Raw genomic sequence first — 20,448 nt, forward strand, 5'->3', positions numbered from 1 at the left:
CTCGTTAAGCAACGGACTGGGATAGGTCGGGAACGTGCACTGCATCAAGCAATGCACGGGTATAATTGTGTTGTGCCAGCGCGGCCATATTCTCGCCGGGTAGCACCTCCACCACGTCACCGCGATACATCACCGCCACGCGATGGGCGATTTGACGGATCAGGTTGAGGTCGTGGGTGATAAACAGATAAGCGGTGCCGTAGCGGCGACGTAACTCCAGCAACAGCTCGATAATGGTCGCCTGCACAGAGACATCCAACGCGGCGGTTATCTCATCACAAATCACCATGTCAGGGGGATTCGCGAACGCACGCGCGATGGCAACGCGCTGTTTCTGGCCGCCCGACAATGCGTGAGGATAGCGGCTGGCAAATTCAGCCGGCAGGCGCACCTCCTCAAGCAAACGCGCCACCGCCTGCGCCTCGGTTTCTCCGGGTGGCAAACCGTACAGGCGTAACGGGCGGGCAATAATCTCGCCGATGGTCATCCGTGGATTGAGGGAGGCGTCAGGATGCTGGAAGATCATCTGCACACGGCGGCGATACTCTTTATCCATCTGCGCCCGACCCTGTACGCTGTAGCCGCAAAAGTCGATCGCACCCTCAAACGGCACCAGCCCGGTTATGGCTTTACCCAACGATGATTTCCCGGAGCCTGACTCCCCCACCACACCGAGGATTTCGCCCTGGTGCACGGTCAGTGAGACGGCATTGGCCGCGCGGGTGGTATTGGCTTCACGCTTCAGCAGGCGATCAATCAAGCCCTGCTGACCATAATCAATGGTTATCTTCTCAAGACTGAGGAGAGGTTGCGTTCCTGCGCCATCCTGTACCAGCCGCTGCTGCGGATTAGGCACCGCAGCGATCAGCTTGCGGGTGTAGCTATTGCAAGGCGCGTTAAACAAGCTACGCGTCTCAGCCTGTTCCACGATGCGCCCCTTTTCCAGCACGCAGACCCGGTCGGCGACTTTCGACACCAGGGCCAGATCGTGGGAGATGTAGAGCGATGCCACGCCAGTCTCTTCGCGCAGCCGTTCATACAGGTCAAGAATTTGCGCGGAGCTGATCACATCCAGTGCCGTCGTTGGCTCATCAAAAATCATGCAATCCGGCTGACAGGCAAACGCGGTTGCGATCAGGATCCGTTGCTTTTCACCACCGGAGACCTGGTGCGGGTAGCGGCGCATCATGCGTGCCGGATGTTTCAGCTCCACATCATGCAGCAGCGCTTCACCCAACTCCTGCGCCTCACGCGCTGATAAGCCACGATGACGACGCAGCACTTCAGTCACCTGTTCGCCCAGCGTCAGCGTCGGGTTAAGCGAGGCACTGGGATCCTGAAAAATCATACCGAGCTTTTTGCCGCGCAATGCCATCAGTTCAGGTGCGGGCATAGCGAGCAGGCTGCTGCCATGCAGACGGATATCACCTTGTTTTTCCCGTGCATTGCTGGCCAGCCAGCGCATTATTGCCCAGCCAAGCGTGGTTTTACCGGAACCAGACTCGCCCACCAGTCCCAATACTTCGCCCGGCATCACTTGCAGGTTGATATCGCGCAATACCGGCAGTGTCTGACCATTCTGTAACGCGTAATCGAGGCTGTAATTTTCTACCGACAGCACCGGTGCAAGGTTGTCACGCATCAGTGGCTCCTTGGGTTAAGTACGTCACGCAAACCATCGCCGAGTAAATTAAACCCGATAGCGACCAGCGCGATGGCCAGTCCGGGGATCATCATCATCCACGGTGCATTGAAGAAATAAGCCCGCGCTTCTGAAACCATCAATCCCCACTCCGGTTCAGGGGGTTGTGCACCTAGGCCGAGAAAACTCAGCGTGGCAAACAGCATGATGGCGAAGGCTACGCGGATGGTGGCCTCCACAATGATCGGCGCAAGAATATTCGGCAGCATCTCCCGCAGGATGATGTAGTGCCCTGCTTCCCCGCGCGCGATCGCGGCGTTGATGTAATCCTGTTGACGTGCTGCCAGCGCCACGCTGCGCGCGATCCGTACCATGCCAGGCACGAACGCGATGGTGATCGCCAGCACCGCATTCATGCTGCTTTGCCCCAGTGTGCTGACAATTAACAGCGCGAACAGCAGGCTGGGGATCGCCATCACCGCATCCATAGTGCGCATCATAAATTCATCGATCTTGCCGCCCAGATAGGCACTGGCAGTACCGAGCACCGAACCGATGATCATCGCTAAAGCGGTTGCCAGCAGCGATAACAAGATGGTGGAGCGTGCACCGACCATGACCCGGCTGAAGATGTCGCGCCCCATCTGATCGGTGCCAAACCAGTGTTCGGCACTGGGGGGCTTATAACGCGTCAGAATGGAGATCGCCTCAGGATCAAAGGGCGCTACATGGGCTCCCCCTACCACCATCAACAACGCCAGCAATAAAATCAGTAATCCGGCGGCACCCTGTGGCGAACGCACCAAACGTTTCAAAATCTCAGGCATAGGAAATCCGTTTATCCAGAATCACGTAGGCTAAATCGGCCAGAAAGTTCACCACCGAATAGGTTGTGGCGAGGATCATTACACCCGCCTGAATGGTGGGCAGATCGCGCGCCTGTACCGCAACAATCAGCTCGCGGCCAATACCCGGAATGGCGAAAATCTCCTCCACCACCACAATGCCGCCCAGCAGATAACCAACGTCTAATGCCACGATGGTGATAGTCGGGAGCAGGCCATTGCGCAGCGCATGCCGCCACAGAATGCGGCGACGCGTTAACCCCTTCAGCCAGGCGGCGCGGATGTAATCCGTGTGCAATACATCCACCATTTCCGAGCGCACCATGCGTGAAACATGCGCCACCAGAATCAGCGCAACGGTGATCGACGGCAGAATCAGGTGCTGAACACCGCTGACGAAGTTCTCACTCAGCGGCACATAACCGGTGGCGGGCAAAATCTGCCAGACATCGGCAAACAGCAACAGCACCAGGGTGGCGGTGACAAATTCAGGAAAAGAGATGCCAATGTAGGAGATCACGCTGACCAGCACATCGGCGGTTTTGCCACGCCGTACCGCTGCCCAGATCCCGAGGGGAATGGCGATCACCAACATCAACAACAGTGCACACACCGCCAGCAACAGCGAACGCGATAACGCTGTCAGCAACGTCGGGCCAACCGCCAGGCCATTACGCATCGACACACCAAAATTGCCCTGCAACGCCTGCGTCAACCAGTGCCAGTATTGCAGCCATGCGGGGGCATCCAGCCCCAGACGTTCACGCACAGCGGCTAACGCTTCCGGCGTCGCGTTTTGTCCCAATAAGGTGACAGCCGCATCCGCTGGCAGCAGTTGGGTGATACCAAATACCAACAGTGACACCACAAGTAAGGTGTAAATCATCAGCAGAAGGCGCTTAAGCAAATAACTCGCTGTCACGGTCGCTCCTTACACTGCGCGCTTGGGGGCTTTGTCGGTCAACCACGTATGGTCGAGACGGAACACCGCTCCGCGCGGATGCAGATGATAACCACCAACATAATCGCGGCTGGCTGCCAGCAGGTCGAAGAAGGTCGGTATCAGCGATGGCACCCCGTCATGCATCAGTTGTTGCGCTTTGCCATACAGCGAGGTGCGTTGGGCTTCGTCGTTGGTTTCTCGGGCGGCGCTGACCGCAGCATCAAACTCCGCGTTGTTCCAGCGAGTTTCATTCCACGATGCAGTTGAGGTGTAGAGCAGCGAGAACACTGCATCCGGGGTGGGCTGCATGTTGTAAAAGCCGACGTAAAAGTTGCCTTTCTTCCACACCTGGTCGAGATAGGTGCTGTGCGCCATGGTCTGAACCTCGATGCGGAACCCTCCCTGTTTTGCCATTTCGCGCAGCGCGATACCCAACTGGGTCCGGGTGGCCGGTTTGTCCGAGGCGATCAGGGTTAAATCGAGGCCGTTCGGATAACCTGCTTCCGCCAGCAGGGCTTTGGCTTTGCTGTAATCCACGGCTTTTTTCGCCAGGTTGGCGAAGTAAGGATAGGCGGCGTTGATCGGTGTATCGTTACCTGGCGAACCCAGACCATCCGCCACGAAATCCACGGATGCCTGGCGATCGACGCACAGCGCCAGCGCCTGACGTACGCGTTCATCATTGAACGGTTTCTGATCGCAACCCATGTTGACATTGAGGAACTGACCGGAGGCCACCCGTAGCGGCAGCACACCTGATGATTTAGCAAGACGAGCGAATTCACTCGACTGCGCACTCAGCATCAGATCGGTGTCACCGGAGATTAACGCTGAGCTTTCGGCAATACCGTCGGGATAGACCACCACCTCCACGCCATCCAGATACGGACGTGCCGGGTCGTAATAATGTGGGTTACGCGCCACCACAATTTTGCGTTCAGGATCGTATGACACCAACTGGAAGGGACCGGCACCCAGCGACGCTTTGCTGAGTTTGTCAAACTGCCCTTGGGCTATGCTGGCTGGAATAATTTTCGCATCGGGATAGGCGAGCATCACCGGCAAGTCGGCATAGGGTGCATCCGTTTCAATCAGCACCGTGTTGCTGTCTTTAGCGCTGACCGCTTTAATCGGCCCGATGTTATGCAGGGCTGGCGAGGCATTTTTCGGGTCGAGCAACGCTTGCAGACTGGCGACCACGTCGGCGGAGGTCAAGGCTGAACCATCGCTGAATTTCAGATTAGGACGCAAGGTAAAGGTCCATTGTTTCAGGTCGACGCTGGCTTGCCAGGATTGTGCCAAATCCGCTTCGGCTTTCATCTCCTGGGTCAAACGCGTCAGACCGCTATACAGCAACTCCGCCACCAGATATTCCGGGTTAACGCGTACCTGGTGGGGATTCAGCACGCTGACTGCCTGATCAACGCTGATGCGCAATACACCACCCTTACGCGGGGTACCGCCCGGTGTGGCGCTGGCGACCTGCGCGGCATGGGCTGAGAACGACCAGGGTATCATCGCCGCGCCGGTCAGAGCGGTTGAGCTGGCGATAAACTGTCTGCGGTTTAACCCTTTCATTGCACACATCTTCTCTTCCTCGTTAGTTTGTTAACTACCCTGGGGTTGCTGAAAATCATCGGCGAGATACGCCAGAATCGACTGCGAAAGTGCCATGACATCTGCCATCGTTGTGTACTCATCGGCGGCATGAATGCGGTTGTCGGGACGGGCCAGGCCGCCCAGTAAAATCTCCTGAATACCGGCTTGCTGTACCCACCCCATATCGGAGCTGGTCGAGGATCCCCAGGGTTTAAATTCCTCAGCGTTAAAGCCAAACCCCTGACTCAGTGCTGCCTGCCAGCGTGGCCAATGGGGTCCAACGGGATCGCTCACCGGAGCCAGGTGCCCGATCATTTGCAGGGTGACATCAAGGGCGGCGCTGCCCTGCATGGCGTTATGCACGCAGAGGGTCAGCTCCTGCCAGACTGCGTCAAAGGTTTCTTCGGGGGCGTAGCGGCGGTTAATCAACAGCTCAAAACGTTCGGGAAGGGTGGAACCTTTGCTACCGCCGTGGGCGGCCGCCAGTGTCAGGCGTGAGGTGAGAGGTTTGCCGTGATAATGCGGTGGTGCAGGCATCGCAGAGGTGCGTTGTTCAACTTCAGCTTTCAACTGATACAAGGCATTCATCAGTGGCAGCGCGCTCTCAATGGCATTAATACCGTTAACCGGATCGCCCGAGTGTGCCGAGCGTCCGGTAATAATCACTTTGAGATCGATACTACCGAAACAACCTGACCAGATACGTGGCACCGCGCCGCCGTTAAAGCTAAGTAAATGGCCTGCGAAATGCTGCTGCTCAGCAAGATAGCGAATGCCGGGATAGAGCCCACCCTCTTCATCGGTACAGAGTAAAAACACCGGGTTGAAGCGCAAAGGCAGATTGCAGGCCTGAGCGGCACGAATCGCCGCCATCGCCGCCACAATCGTCCCTTTCATATCCGCCGCGCCGCGGCCAAACAGCTTGCCTTCCGCCTCCGTAAGCGCCAGCGGTGAGAAGCGCCAGCCATCACCAGCAGGCACGGTATCGGTATGAAAGTAGAGATTACAGTTTTCAGCTGCACCCGCGTCGAGCGATGCCAGCAGATTGACCCTTTCGCCATGCGCACTGCCATCAGGCGCTTGCCACAAATGTTGCGGCACAGACACGCGCTGGAAGTTGAATTTCATGGGCGCTAACAACTGCGTCATCAGATCGGCAAACTGCGCGTAACCGTTGCCGGGTGGAAAGCAGGTATCCACCGCCAACATCAGTCGCATGTCATCGGTGATCTGATCCCCATCTTGAGTTATCTTCTCTAACGCGTTGTTAAAGCGGGAATTATCTGTCATAGGTATATCGTCTTTTGCATTTCTATATAGTTTATAGATAATGCAATTCAACGATTCAGGTCAATCGGTAATCATAAACATGCAAAAAAACTATGACGCAGGCGATGCGCAACCCTTCGCCCGGTTAAACGAGGGAGAAGGCGCGCCGCTTTATGAAGTGGTTAAGCGCCATATCAGTGAATCCATCCTGCAAGGTGAGCTACCGGCGGGGACCATCTTGCCCAGTGAAAACAGCCTGGCAGCAAATTTTGGCGTGTCGGTTGGCACGGTGCGTAAAGCGCTGGCAGCGTTGACCACGGAGGGGATGCTGATGCGTCGCCGCAAAACCGGCACGGTGGTGACTGGCTGGGCGCCCCTGCATAACCTCAGCCACTTTTTCCAGTACTTTCGTCTGCATGACAAAGCGGGTGGCCTGCTGCGCTCCGAGACGCAGTTGCTTGATTATCAGCGCAGTGGCGCCAGTGAAACCGAAGCGGAAAAGCTCCAGATTGGGGTGGGTGATGAAGTCATCCGGTTAAAACGCCTGCGCCGGGTAAAAGGCATCGCCGCCATGCACGAAACCCTGGTGTTACCTGCCGCGCGCCTGCCTGATTTTCCTTCCGCCGAACAATTACCTCCCCTGCTTTATCGCTTTTTGTTTGAGCGCTACGACCTTCGCGTTGCTGCCGTAAGGGAACAGATTACCGCCACGCTGGCAGACCAACAGGATGCCGCGTGGTTAGAAGTGGCGTTGCCGCATGCAGTGATGGTGATTGATGAAGTCTCTTTCGACCAAAGCGCGATCCCGGTGATCCTGGCGCATCATCGTTTCAGTACCGAGCATTTTATGTATGTGAATGAGGTGCGGTAAGCAGCGGCTAAAAATCGCCTGCGACACAAGTTGTCATATCGGGGAGGACAATTGGCGTTTTAAAGGAGAGAACCATGCTAAACGCCAAAATGATTGAACAGCAACCGACCCCGGAAAACCAACACACTCTCGAGCTGTGGATCTATCGTCTGTTATTCCGCCTGGGTACCCATAAGCAATTTATCACCCAGCATGGCTTCAGCCATCCGGCGTTAGCGGAATTTTTCCATCTCACCCACTATCAGGATCACGAATTTACGCCGCAGTTACAGCAATCGATTTTGCGGGAACTCCGTCTGCGTCATGCTGAACGGGAACAACAATTCGACTCATCCCCCTTTTCTGTCTTTCAACAGGCGGTAGCCACCTTATCCAGCCGCATTGAACTGAATGCGGCTGAAAGTGCCATTCTGGCATTCACATTACAACTCCATCAGGAACGCTTGCTGGATGAAACTGCGGACTGGCTAGGGTTGGTGACCTCGGTCAATGTGTACCGAATCCTGGCGACTTTGCTCGATTTCCCGGAAAGCGAGATGCGTGCTGCGCTTGGTGCCGACAGTTTATTGATGCAAACCGGCCTGATCAGCCTGGAAACCAGCGGCTCGCACTCGCTGCGTAATAAGCTCGAACCCTTTTCACCCACGCTGTGTGAACGCTTGTATGCCGGTGAGACCGAGCCTGCCAGATTATTGCAGGGCATCATTACACGCTGTGAGCCTGCACAGCTCAGCTTCAATGATTACGCCCATCTGCCTGCGGTTAACGTGGTGCGCCAGTGGCTGGATGTTGCGCTGCAATCAGGTCGGGTGGGGGTCAATATTCTGATCCACGGTCAACCCGGCACCGGGAAAAGCCAGCTTTGTCGCCTGCTGGCAGATGAACTGGACAGTACGATTTATGAAGTGGCGAGCGAAAATGCGGCCCTGCGCCCGATTCAGGGTAGCCGCCGCTTGCACGCCTGTCGGGGAGCGCAACGTTTCTTTCGTGGCGAGAAAGCCCTTGTCTTGCTCGATGAGGCGGAAGATGTGTTTATGGAAAGCGCGGGAACCTTCAGTGGGCTGTCACAACCGGTACCCAAGGCGTGGATTAATCGTTTGCTGGAAGAGAACGCCGTCCCGACGTTATGGGTGTCCAACGATATCAGCATCATGGACCCGGCGTTTATTCGCCGCTTTGATATCGTGGTTGAGTTGACCTCTCCCCCCCTGCAACAACGGGAAACCCTGCTTCAGGAAACCTGCGGCACCCTACTCACCCCTGGCGAAATTTCTCAGTTGGCCAGCACGCCGTGGCTGACACCTGCGGTAGTGGAGCGCGCCGGGACAGTCATGACCACCCTTAGCGCCACATTGCCGGACGAAAAGGCCAATGAATCTTTAATCTATTTAATCAATAACACCCTAAAGGCTCAGGGGCATGCGCCGATAAGACCAACAAGTAAAGCCAGCAAACCTGCCGTTTATGATATCGCGTTTATTAACAGTGATATCTCACTTGGCGCGGTAACGACCAACCTTTCGCCGCATGACTCGGCGCGCTTTTGTCTGTATGGCCCGCCGGGAACCGGTAAAACAGCCTGGGCGCAGTGGTTAGCCACTCAGTTGGCATTGCCGTTGATGGCGAAAACACCGTCGGATTTTTTTGGTCGCTATGTTGGTGAGAGCGAACAGAATATTGCGGCGATTTTTGAACAGGCCAGACGCGATAAGGCTGTGCTGCTGATTGATGAGATCGACAGTTTTCTCGCGACCAGGGATGGCTGTCAGCATCGTTGGGAGGTGAGTTGCGTGAACGAAATGCTCAGTCAGATCGCGCACTTTGACGGGATTTTAATCACTACCACCAACCGTTTTGAGGTGCTGGACGCCGCAGCCTTGCGCCGTTTTGATCTCAAGGTCCGGTTTAATTATCTCTGCGATTACCAATCCGTGGCCCTGTTGAATCTTTACTGCGACAAGTTACAGCTGGGGGAAGCGTCTTCTGCGGCGGTCACTGCTTTAACCAAATTATATGAATTGACCCCGGGAGACTTTTGCGCTGTGGCGCGCCAACACAGCATCACCCCCTTTAGCTCCGCGAGTGATTTTGTTACCGCGCTGAAAACGGAATGCTGGCTCAAAAAACGCGATAAGCCGGCTATTGGTTTTTTGCATTAAACCGCGCCGGATAAATAACACAGGGAATCAAACGTGGCTAAAAGACCCGAGACAATAGAAACCACATTGCTGGCCATCGAGTTATTGCGACGCATTCCGCGCGGCCGAAAAATTACCGCCCGCGAACTGCATGAACAGTTAAGTCATGCAGGCATTGAGCGCGATCTGCGCACCATCCAGCGCCATCTGGAGATGCTGTGTAACCATTTTGATATTGAATGCGACTTACGCAATCGCCCCTATGGTTATCGCTGGTTAGAGAATTCTCGCGGCGTGTCGCTGCCGGTGTTAAACCCGCAGGAATCGCTGCTGTTGGCGATGGCGGAAGCGCACCTCAAACCCATTCTGCCGACCCGGTTGATCAAATCCATGACCGGCTTTTTTACCCAGGCGCAACGCAATCTGCATGCCAGTGGACAAAGCCGTCTCGAAGCGGAGTGGCCAGATAAGGTCCGCGTAGTGGCAACCAGTCAGCCACTGTTGCCGCCCCCCATCGCGGAGGGGGTGTTTGAAGCCGTGAGCGAGGCGCTGTATCTCAATCGCTGGCTAAAACTGACCTACCGTAACGCAGCAGGTCGCGAGAGTGAAAACAAGGTCATGCCGCTGGGTCTGGCGCAGCAAGGCCCGCGTTTGTATCTGGTGTGCCGTTTTGACGGTTACGACAATGAACGCAGCCTGGCACTAAACCGCATTCTGGCGGCCAGCGTCAGCACCTTCAGCTTTGAGCGGCCGGCCGGGTTCAACCTGAAAAAATATGATGATGATGGCCGTTTTGGTTTTGGTGAGGGCCATCAGATCTACCTGACTTTTGAAATTGACCGGGCGGCCGGGCTGCATCTGCTTGAGTCCCCGCTGTCGACCGACCAGACCCATCGCGAAATCCCGCCCGACCGGCTGGAGATTTCCGCCACCGTGGTTGATAGCGCCATGTTGCAATGGTTTCTGGCGGCATTTGGTGATGCGGTAAGTCATGTACAACGCCAACCCGTGACAGAAGGCGATGCCATACGATGAACAGCATGACCTGGGGCTTGTGTGCGCCTGCCACTGTCCCCTCCATCCGCAGAACCCGCACGCTGCAACTGAACGAGATAGCCGCACGTTTCAATCAGCTCGCCGTACCGGGCCTCGGCGGGGTGTGGTTTGCCCGGCAAATCGTTATGGCCTTACAGGGCGTGTGGATTGCGCGCCAGTTAAATAACGGCACCAGCAATATTGAAGCGGCGAACGCGATTGAGGCGCTGAGCTGCTGGAAGGGATATGTTGAGGGAAAGCAGAGAGATGCGCGTCTGCGCGGTTTTAACAAGATTCGCAAACTGCATGCCAAAGACCTGACGTTTAACGCTGCCCGGAAACGGGCATTTTATGTCACCATTCCAATGCGGATGGGGACGGTTGAGGCGTTACCCGCGCTGGGTTTTGTCACTCCACAACGCAGCTTTAACGCGTTTGACTGCACCGCCACAGGCGAACAACTGCTCAGGCTGGATAAAGGGCAACAGGCGTTGTTCACCCGCTGGATCGCCGCGCCAGACTCGCTAGCCAGCAAGGCGGTGCAGCCCTCGTACGAAGCGCTGTCATCGGATGCCTGTCAGCTGATTCGAAGTCAACTGCAACACGCGGGGAGTGAAACGGATAGCCAGCGGCGCAGTGCTGCTCTGGCCTGGATGGATCGGCTGCGCCAGTCGCGCCCCGCGCACATACGTTGGGAAAAGCGTCCGGCAGAGATTACCGTTGAACACTGGCATGATTTGCAAGCCGGCGCGTATTTTTTTGCCACCCGCACTGCCGCGCTGGAACTGCTGGAACGTCTCGAAGTCGAGATGGCGCAACACCGTTCCGGTGTGTGTCACGATTTACGCTCCCCTCTTTCGCCGCCTCTGCTGGATGCGATACAGCATTTGCGCCAGCGCGCACAGGCATTTTTGCGGTTGCAGCATCCTGATGCGGCGGCCAGGCAGTTCTGCCATGAGTGTGACCAGCCACCCGCAGCCGTGTTGCGTGCTCTGGTGAAGCGCGATGGCCATATCCTGAAACTTAACGCTGAACAGATTGAACCCGGTAACGCCTTTCGGGGAAATAGCGCTGCTGACACGAACCAGGACGAGGACGCGGTGGAACCGCCATCTGCGCAGGACTTCTGGCCCGAACATCTCTCCAGGCGGATGCACAATCTTTTTTTACTCAATCTGGACCTGCATGGTGAGCTGTCGGCCTGGCTCGATAAGGGGAAAGTCGCATGAGCGGTTATGCAAAACTGCCCCCGTCACTGGTTGACTACTTTGATGCGCCTCGCGGCTACAGTGGGCATTTCGGCTGGTTGTGCGGCTATTCAGCCAGTGAGGATTTTCTGGAGTCGGCGCTGGATCGCTTCACCGGTCTGAATAAGGCCGCGCGTGCGCATCACGGACATAGCAAGCTGGCGCTGTTTCTGGATGCGGGCAATCGGTTTATTTCGCCGCTGACGGTGCCCGGCGTGATGCATTGTCAGATGTCTGCCGCACCGCCACTGAATCTTCTCCATGCCAAAGTCGCGATCCTCGGGTTCAAACCCCATGACGAGCAGCACGGCTGGCGCTTGCGGCTGTTGGTCAGTACTGGCAACTGGACCCGGCAATCCCTGGAGGAGAGTCTCGATCTGGTCTGGTGCCTCGACCTTTCCGCGGAAGCCTTGCATCAGCCGGGAGAGGCATGGCGGCAAAGCTGTGCCGATTTCCGGGCTGCACAGACGCTCTTTGATGAGATTGCCGGTTGGTGTGATACCTCACTGCTTTCTCTGACCATCAATGATCAACCTACCCTCAGCAGCCTTGCACGACGGGAAGTGGAGTCCTGGCTCAGCCAATGCCGCAAATACGCCAGGGGCACCCCACGGTTGGTGGATAACCGCAGGACATCGCTGTTTAGCCAACTCAAGCGCTGGCTTTCCGATGCGGAACGACAGGGAAAGCGTAATTATCTGGCGATGGGGTCTGGCTTCTATGAAGGCGGTAACGGCTCGGCGCCGCTGGTGCCAGAAAAAATTGTGCAACTGTTGCAGGAAACGGCGGCATTAACCCATAGCGCGCAGATTGATCTGTACGTTAATCCGCACGCCTGCCAGGCCGTCGCCCAGCGTGTCGAAGCCTTGCAAGCACAGGGCATGACCATCAGGCCGCCCGCCCAACTCCGCCAGATTGAGCGCACGCTGCATGCCAAATTCATTTTCAGTGCCAATCATCGCAGCGTGAGCGACATGCTGACACGCGGTTGGTTATATCTGGGATCCGGCAACCTCACCGGACCGGGGTTTATGCAACGCATGAAACCCGCCGTGGGTAATCTGGAAGCGGGGGTGTTCTTTTGCCCTGATCGCCTGGCGAAGACCTCCGCCGGGAAACAGCCAGCAGAGAATACCCTGAGCTGGTTGCTGCCCATTCAATCCGACAGCGACTGTGACGATCTGTCAATTTCCTTGCAGGCTGGTGAGGAGATGACTGAACGCCCTCCTCACTATGCACCGCCCATCAGTGGGTTTCTGTGGCAACCTGGCGCGGGGAATCAGGGGCTGCTTTCCCCACCCTCTGCTTCGCAGATAACGATCACCGTGCTGGATATGGCGGGCGTGCCCTGCCCTGAAGTGACGCAGGGGTTTGTCTGGCAGGGTGAAATGCCACGCAGCGTGAGCATCCGTTGGCAGTCAGACGGGGTTAGCTTCGGTGCGGATATCCCGGTTATGGATGAACTGGGTCGTATTGCCGCCACGCCGCTGCGCCAACTGAACCTCGATGAGGTGCTTTGGCAGTTATCCCATTTCCCTCAACCACCTGACCTTGATGTTGTTGACCCGGAAGGTGAGCAAGCTGGCCTGCTCCCCGACATGCTGCAAAGTCACCCCGAGGACATGTCACTGACTTCACAACCGATCCGCCAGGTGATGTCCCTGATCGAAGGGATTGCCGAGTGTCAGACCCGTCTGAGTGAAGATCAATGGCTTTACTGGTGCCGTAGCCTTGAGCAAACGTTGCTCCAGGCCAGCGGCAACGCCGATTTGGCCCGTTTCACCGATTTGGGCATTAACCCGTTGAGTGCGTTAAAAGCCGCGCCTTTCCGCCCGGCGTTTGCCGAAGATGACGACAGCCTGGCGGGTCAGGATTATTTGCAGATGTTGCGACGTATCGAAACGGCCTGGGGTGTCAGTGATCTGTGCGCCTTTGCGGAGACAGTCAATGAATAACAGTTTCGCCGGTTGGCCGGTGGTGGCGCAATCACTGCGCGCGGTGGTGAAGAGCGACGTCGCGTTAAATGCCGGGCAGAAAGCGACGTTGCTGGCGATAGCCGCAAGAATTGAGCAGCACGGCGTGATTCTGGCCGATGAAGTGGGTATGGGGAAAACGCGCATTGCCACCACGCTGGCCCAATGCGTTATGGCTGCGGGAGGCCGGGTGGCGATACTGATCCCCGGTGGGTTGGCGGCCAACTGGCGTGCTGAGTTGCAAGTCTCGGGCATTACGCCGGGTGCGCCTTTGTTAAGCCTGCGGCAATACAAAGCGGCCTGGCACGCTGAGGCGGCTTCACGCCCCTGGTTTGAAGAACCCTGCCTGATGATCTCTCATGCGATGGCCAACTGGCGTCTGGGCAGGAACAGCATTGAATGGCGCTGGGGATGGCTTCCGGCGCTGGTTCACCGCTGGCGGGACAAAACCGATTGTCCCCAATTATCCACCCCTGAACTCAGCCAGGCGGCGCGACTGATTTGCCAGGCGATCCGCCGCCTGCCCGCAGCACATCCCGCCCGCAAGCGAATCAATCAGCTGGTCAAAGAGGTGGGTAATCAGCCCCGATATTCCGAGCAAAACTATGCGGTCGGTTCGCCACAACGTCGCCAGCTTGCGACCAGTGTCGGATTGGGGCTGGGGACCTTTGAGTTGATCATTGTCGATGAAGCGCACAAAAGTCGGGGATCAGACAGCAGCCTCAACCGTTTGTTGGAAGAGGTGATTCAACCGGCTCACGACGCCCGTCGTCTGGCGATCAGTGCCACGCCGATTGAGCTGGACAGCCATCAATGGCAGCAGATGCTGAGCCGCATTGAGGTTAACGCGACACCCCTGCTACCGGTGATTGGTGAGTATCAATCCGCGGTGGCAGAGATTCGCCATGACTATGCCGACAGCCGGGTGCAGCAACGCTATCGTCAGGCCGCTGCCGCTTTCGAGCAGGTGCTTGCCCCTTATCTGCTGCGGCGTGACAAACGTGAAGACGAGTTGGTGCAAAAATTCCATCAACATGCCGGACAGGCTTACCGGCGTGAACAGGAAATCGTGGTGGATACCTTCACCCTGCCGATGAACTGGAAACAGGCCGTCTGTGCCGCAGAAGCGCTCTCCTTTGTCAGTCGATTACATGAAAACAGCAGCGCCAAACGGGTACGGCTGACCTTCGGCAACGGTCATGGCATCTCCTCACTGCTTAATCATCCTCAGGAAGACGAAGATGAGAAGGAACCCGCCGTTGTGCTGGATGACAAACGCCAGCAACGCGCGGCGTGGTGGCAGCAGCGACTGAGTGCCGCCATGCAGGCGGATGCAGGCGGTTCATTGTTTAACCACCCTGCAATTCTGGCGACCGTAAAAGCCGTCGAAGCGGTCTGGGACAGTGGGGAAAAGGTGCTGGTGTTTGGTCGTTTTACCCAGCCGATGTCTGCCTTAACGAAGTTACTGAATGCGCGTGCCATGTTACGCACGCTGGCGGCGGGTAAAGAATACTGGCCACAGGAAAAAGTGCATGCCGATGAATGGCTTGCCATCCAACATGCCTGGCGTCAGTTGTATCACGGCGAAGCTAACAAGCGTGAAATCGACGCCCAACTGGGTAAACAGTACAAAAAACTCGAACAGCAGCGACGTTCGTTGCGCAGTCATCTCCTTTCCCTGTTGCAACAAGGCATTGCTGCTGGCAACGACCTGAGCCTGCAAGCGGTATTCACGGTATTTGAGCAATCGGTGGCGCTCGAGCGGCAAACCAACGATTTGACCAACGTTGCCAATGCGCTCTACGCATTAACCGGTTCCGCAGAGGAGCGGCGTTCACCTTCACATCTTGCTGAAGCTTTTGGCGAGTTGGTGAACGCGGCACGCAACCGTGACCATATCGAGCCGGTTGACGAGGATGAAGATGAGAGCCAACTGGCGGAACAACGCTGGCAACGGGTGCTGGAGATTCTTCAGGAGGAGTTCAGCCGACGCGAAAGTGGCTTTGCCCGACTGATGGACGGCAAAACCTCAACGGCGACCCGTAATCTCCTCAATCTGGCCTTTAACCGCCAGCACAGTCGACCTGGTGTGCTGGTGGCTCAGTCGCGGGTCGCCAGGGAGGGACTGAACCTCCATTTGGCCTGCCGCACGGTGATTATGCTGCATCTGGAGTGGAATCCCGGTGTGGCAGAACAACAAATTGGCCGGGTCGATCGTTTAAATAGCCTGTGGCACAAACTGTTGGACGAGGCACTGGCCGCAGGTAAACGCGGGGCAGCGTTGCCGACGATTAATTTCTCCCCGGTTATTTTCAAAGGCACCTACGACGAACACCACTGGCAGGTTTTACGCCAGCGTTGGGACAATTTACGCGCCCAACTGCATGGCAATCCTTTTCCCGTCAGTGCACTACAGGGGGATGCCACTGGCCGGGAGGTTATGCAGTCAATGCTCGATGCCGCACCGAATTTTTCCCCGCTGCGCAAAGTTAACGTTTACAAGGGATAGATATGCACGAAACCACCATCGCTCTGCTTTGTGATGAAGCCAGTCGCTTGTTGCAACTGAATATTGATCTGTTGCACAAGATGACCGATGAACCTCATATGCTGCCAGAGACAAAACCGGGTGACCAGGAACAGTTATTTGATCGCCAGCAAGCGGCGAAGAAGAGAGAAGAACTGGCCGGGGAACAACAAAAAATCGCCCAAAGAGAGATGGTGTTGGCGATTGTCGGCACCATGAAAGCCGGTAAATCCACCACCATTAACGCGATTGTTGGCAAAGAAATTCTGCCTAACCGTAATACGCCAATGACGTCGGTACCGACCCTGATCCGTCATGTGCCAGGTAAGATTACCCCGGATTTAACCGTGCGTAACACTGAGGTGCTGCGGTTGCTGCTGGCTGAGTTAAAGGAAAAAACCGCTGGTGATAAAGCGAGAAAAGGCCTCTTCGGCCTGATGAAAGATGACGAGAAGAGCAGGCTGCTCAATGTTATCCGCGATCAGCACTGGCTACAGGACAATTATCAAGGGGAAGAGGCCATCTTTTCCTTCCTGAACCATCTGAATGATCTGGTGCGTTTGTCCGGTGAGCTGAACGTGACTTTTCCTTTTGACGCGTTTAATGAATTCCACGAATTACCGCTGATTGAGGTGGAATTTAGCCATTTAACCGGTATGGATGACAGCCAGGGCACCCTCACCCTGCTGGATACCCCAGGCCCTAATGAGGCGGGTCAACCGCATATCCAGGCGATGATGCGCGAGCAGTTGCAAAAGGCTTCAGCGGTGCTGGCGGTGCTGGATTACACACAATTAAATTCGCTGGCCGACCAGGAAGTGCGCAACGAGTTGAATGCGTTCACCGCCACCGCGGCGGGACGTCTTTTTGTGTTGGTGAATAAGTTTGATCAGCAAGATCGCCACAGCGATGATGAAGCAACGGTGAAACGCCGGGTGCCGTTGATGTTTGATGATCATGTGGTGAGCGCTGAACGGGTTTATCCGGGTTCGGCGCGTCATGCTTACCTGGCAAACCGTGCCAGAAGTACGCTCAACCGTGGCGGCTCACTCTCGGCCAGTGAAGAGTGGGTGGCCGATTTTGCCCAACTGGCTTACGGACGCCGCTGGAAGGAAAAACTCGCTGACGAGGCGCAAACGTTGAGCCTTGCTGAAGACATCTGGCAGGAATCTTTGTTGGAACAATTGATTACCGAAGTGGTTCAGGCAGCACATAACAAAGCTGCCGCGCTGGCCGTCGATTCTGCGGTGGTCAGGCTGGTGCAAAATGCGCAAGAGGTCAGCGCTTATCTCGCGGTTCGTCATCAGGGACTCAACGCAGACGTGGACGCTTTGCAGCAGCAAATTGATGCGTTGCTGACCGACAGCGCGGCAATCACTTCGCACCAGCAAGTTATCGCTGAGGAGGTGACGGCCTCCCAACACCGTATTGAACAACAAACGGTTGAGTTGCTCGATAACGTGCAGCAGCAACTGGCGGATGAGATTGACTACTATTTTCGTGAAGGTAAGTTACGGGACGAACGCGATCCCCGCCAGCAACGTACTGCCTCGCCAACCGAATCGTTTATGCACTTTTTTGCGCAGGGCCATGCCGATGGCAGAGACTTTGATCCCCGCCAGCCGATAGTTAAATTCAGCAGCCGCAAACAAGCTGAAGATTTTATTACCAACGTCGAAAACGCGATGAAGACGTTACTCACCCCGATTGAAGAACAGGTAAAAACCCAGCTGAACGCCATTGTTTCCGGCATTGAGCAGAGTTTCCAGGGTAACGCCATGTCTGCCGTGGCAGGCATCGCGCAGCAAATCAATACGCGCCTTGGCGGGGAGGGCTTCTCGATGACGATCGCGTTCCCCGAGGTTGCCCATTTACAAGCCAATCTGGCGGTGGAAACACGCATCGCTCATCTGCTGGAAGCCAAAAAATTCCGTGAATCCCGTCGTCGTCGTGCTGATGGGGTATGGGGTACCGTGTGTGGCTGGTTTGATTCCAGTGACTGGGGCTGGGAGGAATTCAGCGTTGATGTGGTGCATGCCGAGGTGGATGTCAGAAAAATAAGGGAAGAGATCACCACGCATACCGATCAGTATTTTGCGGAGTTGGAAAGCCACATCGAGGCGCAAATCATCAATCCGATCATCAACGAAATCAACCAGTTCTTTGAGCAATTCAGAAGCAAGGTGGAGCAACTACGCAATACGCTGATCCAAAGCACTGAGGATCAACGTGCTGATCAGCAACAACGGCTGCAACTGACCCGCTGCTTGCAGGAGCTGCAACAACTGACGCCGGAATTAATGCGTGACGCCAAAGCGTTAAAAGACGAACTGGGGATGGTTTTCTGATGTCGCTATTTAAACAATGTTTTCCCGAGATGCAGGCATGCCAGGTACTGGAGAGTATTCCGGAAAAGTTTATCGTGGATTTCGCCAACGGTCTTGATGTGGTTGATGATCATCTGCGCCATCAGCAAAACCGCCCCTTTTTCCAGCGGCTTAAAGAGGGGATAAGTGGTCAGTCTGCGGCACGCCAGCAGGCGATCAATGCCGCTGTACATGACGGATTGCAGGCTTCGCTCACCTGGTTGACAGAATTGACGCTTTCTCAGGCTAAAACCAATTTCGCCGTGTCGCAGGTGAACGATCGGGTTAATGCCCTGATGCAGGACACGGCCAACATCGCCCATTATTCTGCGGATACGCGTGAGTTACTGCTCGAACTGTCCGACAAAGTCCACCTGTGGATGGCAAACAACGATGAACAGTTGAAGCGTATCGACAGCGTTCAGCGCGGTCAGTTGCATCTTGATCGCGTCCTTTCTCAGTGGAGCGCAGGCCGTTATGCCGCCATTCCCATCGCCAGTCGTTGCTACGTCGCGCTGGAGGAGTTGCGTTGGGGGGCATTCGGCGAGGTGATTCGCGACGGTGAGGTGCAACAAAGTCAGCAATTGATCGAAACGCTAAAAAATCGTGTGCTGACGCAGATGGCGCAGGATTATGGCCGTAATGGCCACGCACGCCATGACATCCGTAACTGGTTGAGCTGGCAACAGGATACGCTGCAAACCCCTGACTGGCCGGAAACCCTCAGTTGGCTGGCTGACTGGAGTACCGATGTGCGTCAGCCGATGTGCCGGGCAGTGACGCAACCCGGAGCCGCATTGCCGCTGCGCATTCCACGCATTTGTTCAGCAGAACGTATTGCCGCTACCCTGGTCGATGAAGTCTTTAGCAAGGAGCACGCATGAATCAGACACTTAAGGTAGGACTTGCCCTCTCTGGCGGTGGTGCCATTGGTGCGTATCAGGTGGGCGTAGTCAAAGCCCTTGCTGAATCCGGTACCCAGGTGGATGTGATTGCCGGTGCCAGTATTGGTGCGCTGAATGGCGCGATTCTCGCCTCGTCGCCTTCGCTGGATGCGGGTGCCGCGCGCCTGCGGGAGATATGGCAACACTTAGGCAGCAACAACGTTCTGCAACTGAATAAATCGATCTATCTGCGCTTTATCACCCAGTTTGGTCTGTCGATGGGGCTGACCCCGGTGTTAGGCAAAATGGGTTGGTTGGTCAGCAATTTGATGGCACAACTGGGCGTCTCCAGGCTGACCACTCTCCAGCAGGATGAATCCTTATTGTCGGATCAGCCGCTGATGGACTTAATGAACCGGTTTCTGGCACCCGACGAGTTAGCGAGCGGCATTCCGTTGCATGTTTCTCTGTATCCAACGGACGGGGGTATTGCCGATATCCTGCGCTGTTTACTGGCTGAGGTTGGGGTAAGTGAAACCAATGCCTCAGAATTTCAACTCGTGCAGGCGCTGCCAACAGCGCTGCAAAAGGAGGCGCTGCTGGCTTCGGCTGCTCTGCCGCTGTTGTTCAAACCACGCGAGATTAACGGCAAGCGTTACAGTGATGGCGGGATGGGCGGGTGGAGCACCGTGCAGGGCAACACCCCGGTCACGCCGCTGGTTGCAGCCGGTTGTAACTGCATAATCGTTACCCATCTGAGTGACAGTTCATTATGGGATCGCCACTCATTTCCTGACACCACGATCCTCGAAATCAGGCCGCGAACCACGTTACGCCGTAATCAAGGGACGCTGGGTGGCGCGAAAGACCTGCTGGGCTTTAGCGCAGAGAATATCCAGTCTTGGAGCGAGCAGGGTTATCTGGACACGATCGCTGCACTGGAGCGCATTAAGGCTCCCATGCAGGCGCGCCAGCAGTTACAGGCATCACATACGCGGTGGGATGAAAGCACCTCACACGATAGCGAAAGCCAGGATCGGTTACAGGATGCACTGGCGCGGATAAAACCATCGGGACGGTGACGGTAGCCGGTTTGTCACTTTATTGTC

14 protein-coding genes are annotated in these 20,448 nt (G+C 56.0%); 9 read left to right on the forward strand and 5 right to left on the reverse strand.

All coding sequences use genetic code 11. The features are described from left to right. Window positions 1-4 precede the first annotated feature (4 nt). Genes nikE through L579_RS17505 form a run of 5 tightly spaced genes read right to left on the reverse strand, consistent with a single transcriptional unit; the run spans window position 5 to window position 6,319 of the window. The gene (gene nikE, locus L579_RS17485; protein ID WP_021185512.1) at window positions 5-1,642 is read right to left on the reverse strand and encodes a nickel ABC transporter ATP-binding protein NikE; all 1,638 of its coding nucleotides are present in this window, start codon (window positions 1,640-1,642) and stop codon (window positions 5-7) included. Then, complete coding sequence (locus L579_RS17490; RefSeq protein ID WP_021185513.1) at window positions 1,642-2,469, reverse strand: ABC transporter permease; 828 nt, start codon at window positions 2,467-2,469, stop codon at window positions 1,642-1,644. The genes nikE and L579_RS17490 overlap by 1 nt, the downstream gene beginning before the upstream one ends. Then, a complete protein-coding gene (locus L579_RS17495) occupies window positions 2,462-3,409 on the reverse strand; it encodes an ABC transporter permease (protein ID WP_021185514.1) in 948 nt (315 codons plus the stop codon). Before L579_RS17495 ends, L579_RS17490 begins: the two co-directional genes overlap by 8 nt. A gap of 9 nt (window positions 3,410-3,418) precedes the next feature. Beyond that, complete coding sequence (locus tag L579_RS17500) at window positions 3,419-5,017, reverse strand: ABC transporter substrate-binding protein (protein WP_021185515.1); 1,599 nt, start codon at window positions 5,015-5,017, stop codon at window positions 3,419-3,421. 21 nt (window positions 5,018-5,038) lie between these two features. After that, a complete protein-coding gene (locus tag L579_RS17505; RefSeq protein WP_021185516.1) occupies window positions 5,039-6,319 on the reverse strand; it encodes a M20 family metallopeptidase in 1,281 nt (426 codons plus the stop codon). Between the two features lie 79 nt (window positions 6,320-6,398). Here L579_RS17505 and L579_RS17510 point away from each other — a divergent pair, with 79 nt between their 5' ends. From L579_RS17510 to L579_RS17555, 9 genes are all read left to right on the forward strand, one after another. After that, the gene (locus L579_RS17510) at window positions 6,399-7,169 is read left to right on the forward strand and encodes a GntR family transcriptional regulator (RefSeq protein ID WP_021185517.1); all 771 of its coding nucleotides are present in this window, start codon (window positions 6,399-6,401) and stop codon (window positions 7,167-7,169) included. A gap of 74 nt (window positions 7,170-7,243) precedes the next feature. After that, the gene (locus tag L579_RS17515) at window positions 7,244-9,328 is read left to right on the forward strand and encodes an AAA family ATPase (protein ID WP_021185518.1); all 2,085 of its coding nucleotides are present in this window, start codon (window positions 7,244-7,246) and stop codon (window positions 9,326-9,328) included. Window positions 9,329-9,361: 33 nt separating this feature from the next. Then, the gene (locus L579_RS17520; RefSeq protein ID WP_021185519.1) at window positions 9,362-10,342 is read left to right on the forward strand and encodes a helix-turn-helix transcriptional regulator; all 981 of its coding nucleotides are present in this window, start codon (window positions 9,362-9,364) and stop codon (window positions 10,340-10,342) included. Next, complete coding sequence (locus L579_RS17525; protein WP_021185520.1) at window positions 10,339-11,571, forward strand: hypothetical protein; 1,233 nt, start codon at window positions 10,339-10,341, stop codon at window positions 11,569-11,571. The genes L579_RS17520 and L579_RS17525 overlap by 4 nt, the downstream gene beginning before the upstream one ends. Further along, window positions 11,568-13,544: a hypothetical protein gene (locus tag L579_RS17530; protein ID WP_021185521.1), complete on the forward strand. Its 1,977-nt coding sequence runs from the start codon at window positions 11,568-11,570 to the stop codon at window positions 13,542-13,544. Before L579_RS17525 ends, L579_RS17530 begins: the two co-directional genes overlap by 4 nt. Next, window positions 13,537-16,071, forward strand: a complete 2,535-nt coding sequence (locus tag L579_RS23635) for a helicase-related protein (protein WP_021185522.1) — start codon at window positions 13,537-13,539, stop codon at window positions 16,069-16,071. Before L579_RS17530 ends, L579_RS23635 begins: the two co-directional genes overlap by 8 nt. Window positions 16,072-16,073: 2 nt before the next feature. After that, entirely contained in the window at window positions 16,074-18,437 is a 2,364-nt protein-coding gene (locus L579_RS17545) for a dynamin family protein (protein WP_021185523.1), read from the forward strand. Then, window positions 18,434-19,339, forward strand: coding sequence for a diguanylate cyclase regulator RdcB family protein (locus L579_RS17550; RefSeq protein WP_036627241.1), 906 nt, complete (start codon window positions 18,434-18,436; stop codon window positions 19,337-19,339). Before L579_RS17545 ends, L579_RS17550 begins: the two co-directional genes overlap by 4 nt. Next, window positions 19,336-20,421: a patatin-like phospholipase family protein gene (locus L579_RS17555; protein ID WP_021185525.1), complete on the forward strand. Its 1,086-nt coding sequence runs from the start codon at window positions 19,336-19,338 to the stop codon at window positions 20,419-20,421. Before L579_RS17550 ends, L579_RS17555 begins: the two co-directional genes overlap by 4 nt. Window positions 20,422-20,448 lie beyond the last annotated feature (27 nt).

Source organism: Pantoea sp. AS-PWVM4 (assembly GCF_000468095.1).
In the GTDB taxonomy this organism is placed as follows: domain Bacteria; phylum Pseudomonadota; class Gammaproteobacteria; order Enterobacterales; family Enterobacteriaceae; genus Pantoea; species Pantoea phytobeneficialis.

Excerpts from the sequence above, each read along its gene's own strand:
- nikE (WP_021185512.1), bottom strand. The coding sequence starts at position 1,642 with ATGCGTGACAACCTTGCACCGGTGCTGTCGGTAGAAAATTACAGCCTC.
- L579_RS17490 (WP_021185513.1), bottom strand. The coding sequence starts at position 2,469 with ATGCCTGAGATTTTGAAACGTTTGGTGCGTTCGCCACAGGGTGCCGCC.
- L579_RS17500 (WP_021185515.1), bottom strand. The coding sequence starts at position 5,017 with ATGTGTGCAATGAAAGGGTTAAACCGCAGACAGTTTATCGCCAGCTCA.
- L579_RS17505 (WP_021185516.1), bottom strand. The coding sequence starts at position 6,319 with ATGACAGATAATTCCCGCTTTAACAACGCGTTAGAGAAGATAACTCAA.
- L579_RS17510 (WP_021185517.1), top strand. The coding sequence starts at position 6,399 with ATGCAAAAAAACTATGACGCAGGCGATGCGCAACCCTTCGCCCGGTTA.
- L579_RS17515 (WP_021185518.1), top strand. The coding sequence starts at position 7,244 with ATGCTAAACGCCAAAATGATTGAACAGCAACCGACCCCGGAAAACCAA.
- L579_RS17525 (WP_021185520.1), top strand. The coding sequence starts at position 10,339 with ATGAACAGCATGACCTGGGGCTTGTGTGCGCCTGCCACTGTCCCCTCC.
- L579_RS17530 (WP_021185521.1), top strand. The coding sequence starts at position 11,568 with ATGAGCGGTTATGCAAAACTGCCCCCGTCACTGGTTGACTACTTTGAT.
- L579_RS23635 (WP_021185522.1), top strand. The coding sequence starts at position 13,537 with ATGAATAACAGTTTCGCCGGTTGGCCGGTGGTGGCGCAATCACTGCGC.
- L579_RS17545 (WP_021185523.1), top strand. The coding sequence starts at position 16,074 with ATGCACGAAACCACCATCGCTCTGCTTTGTGATGAAGCCAGTCGCTTG.
- L579_RS17555 (WP_021185525.1), top strand. The coding sequence starts at position 19,336 with ATGAATCAGACACTTAAGGTAGGACTTGCCCTCTCTGGCGGTGGTGCC.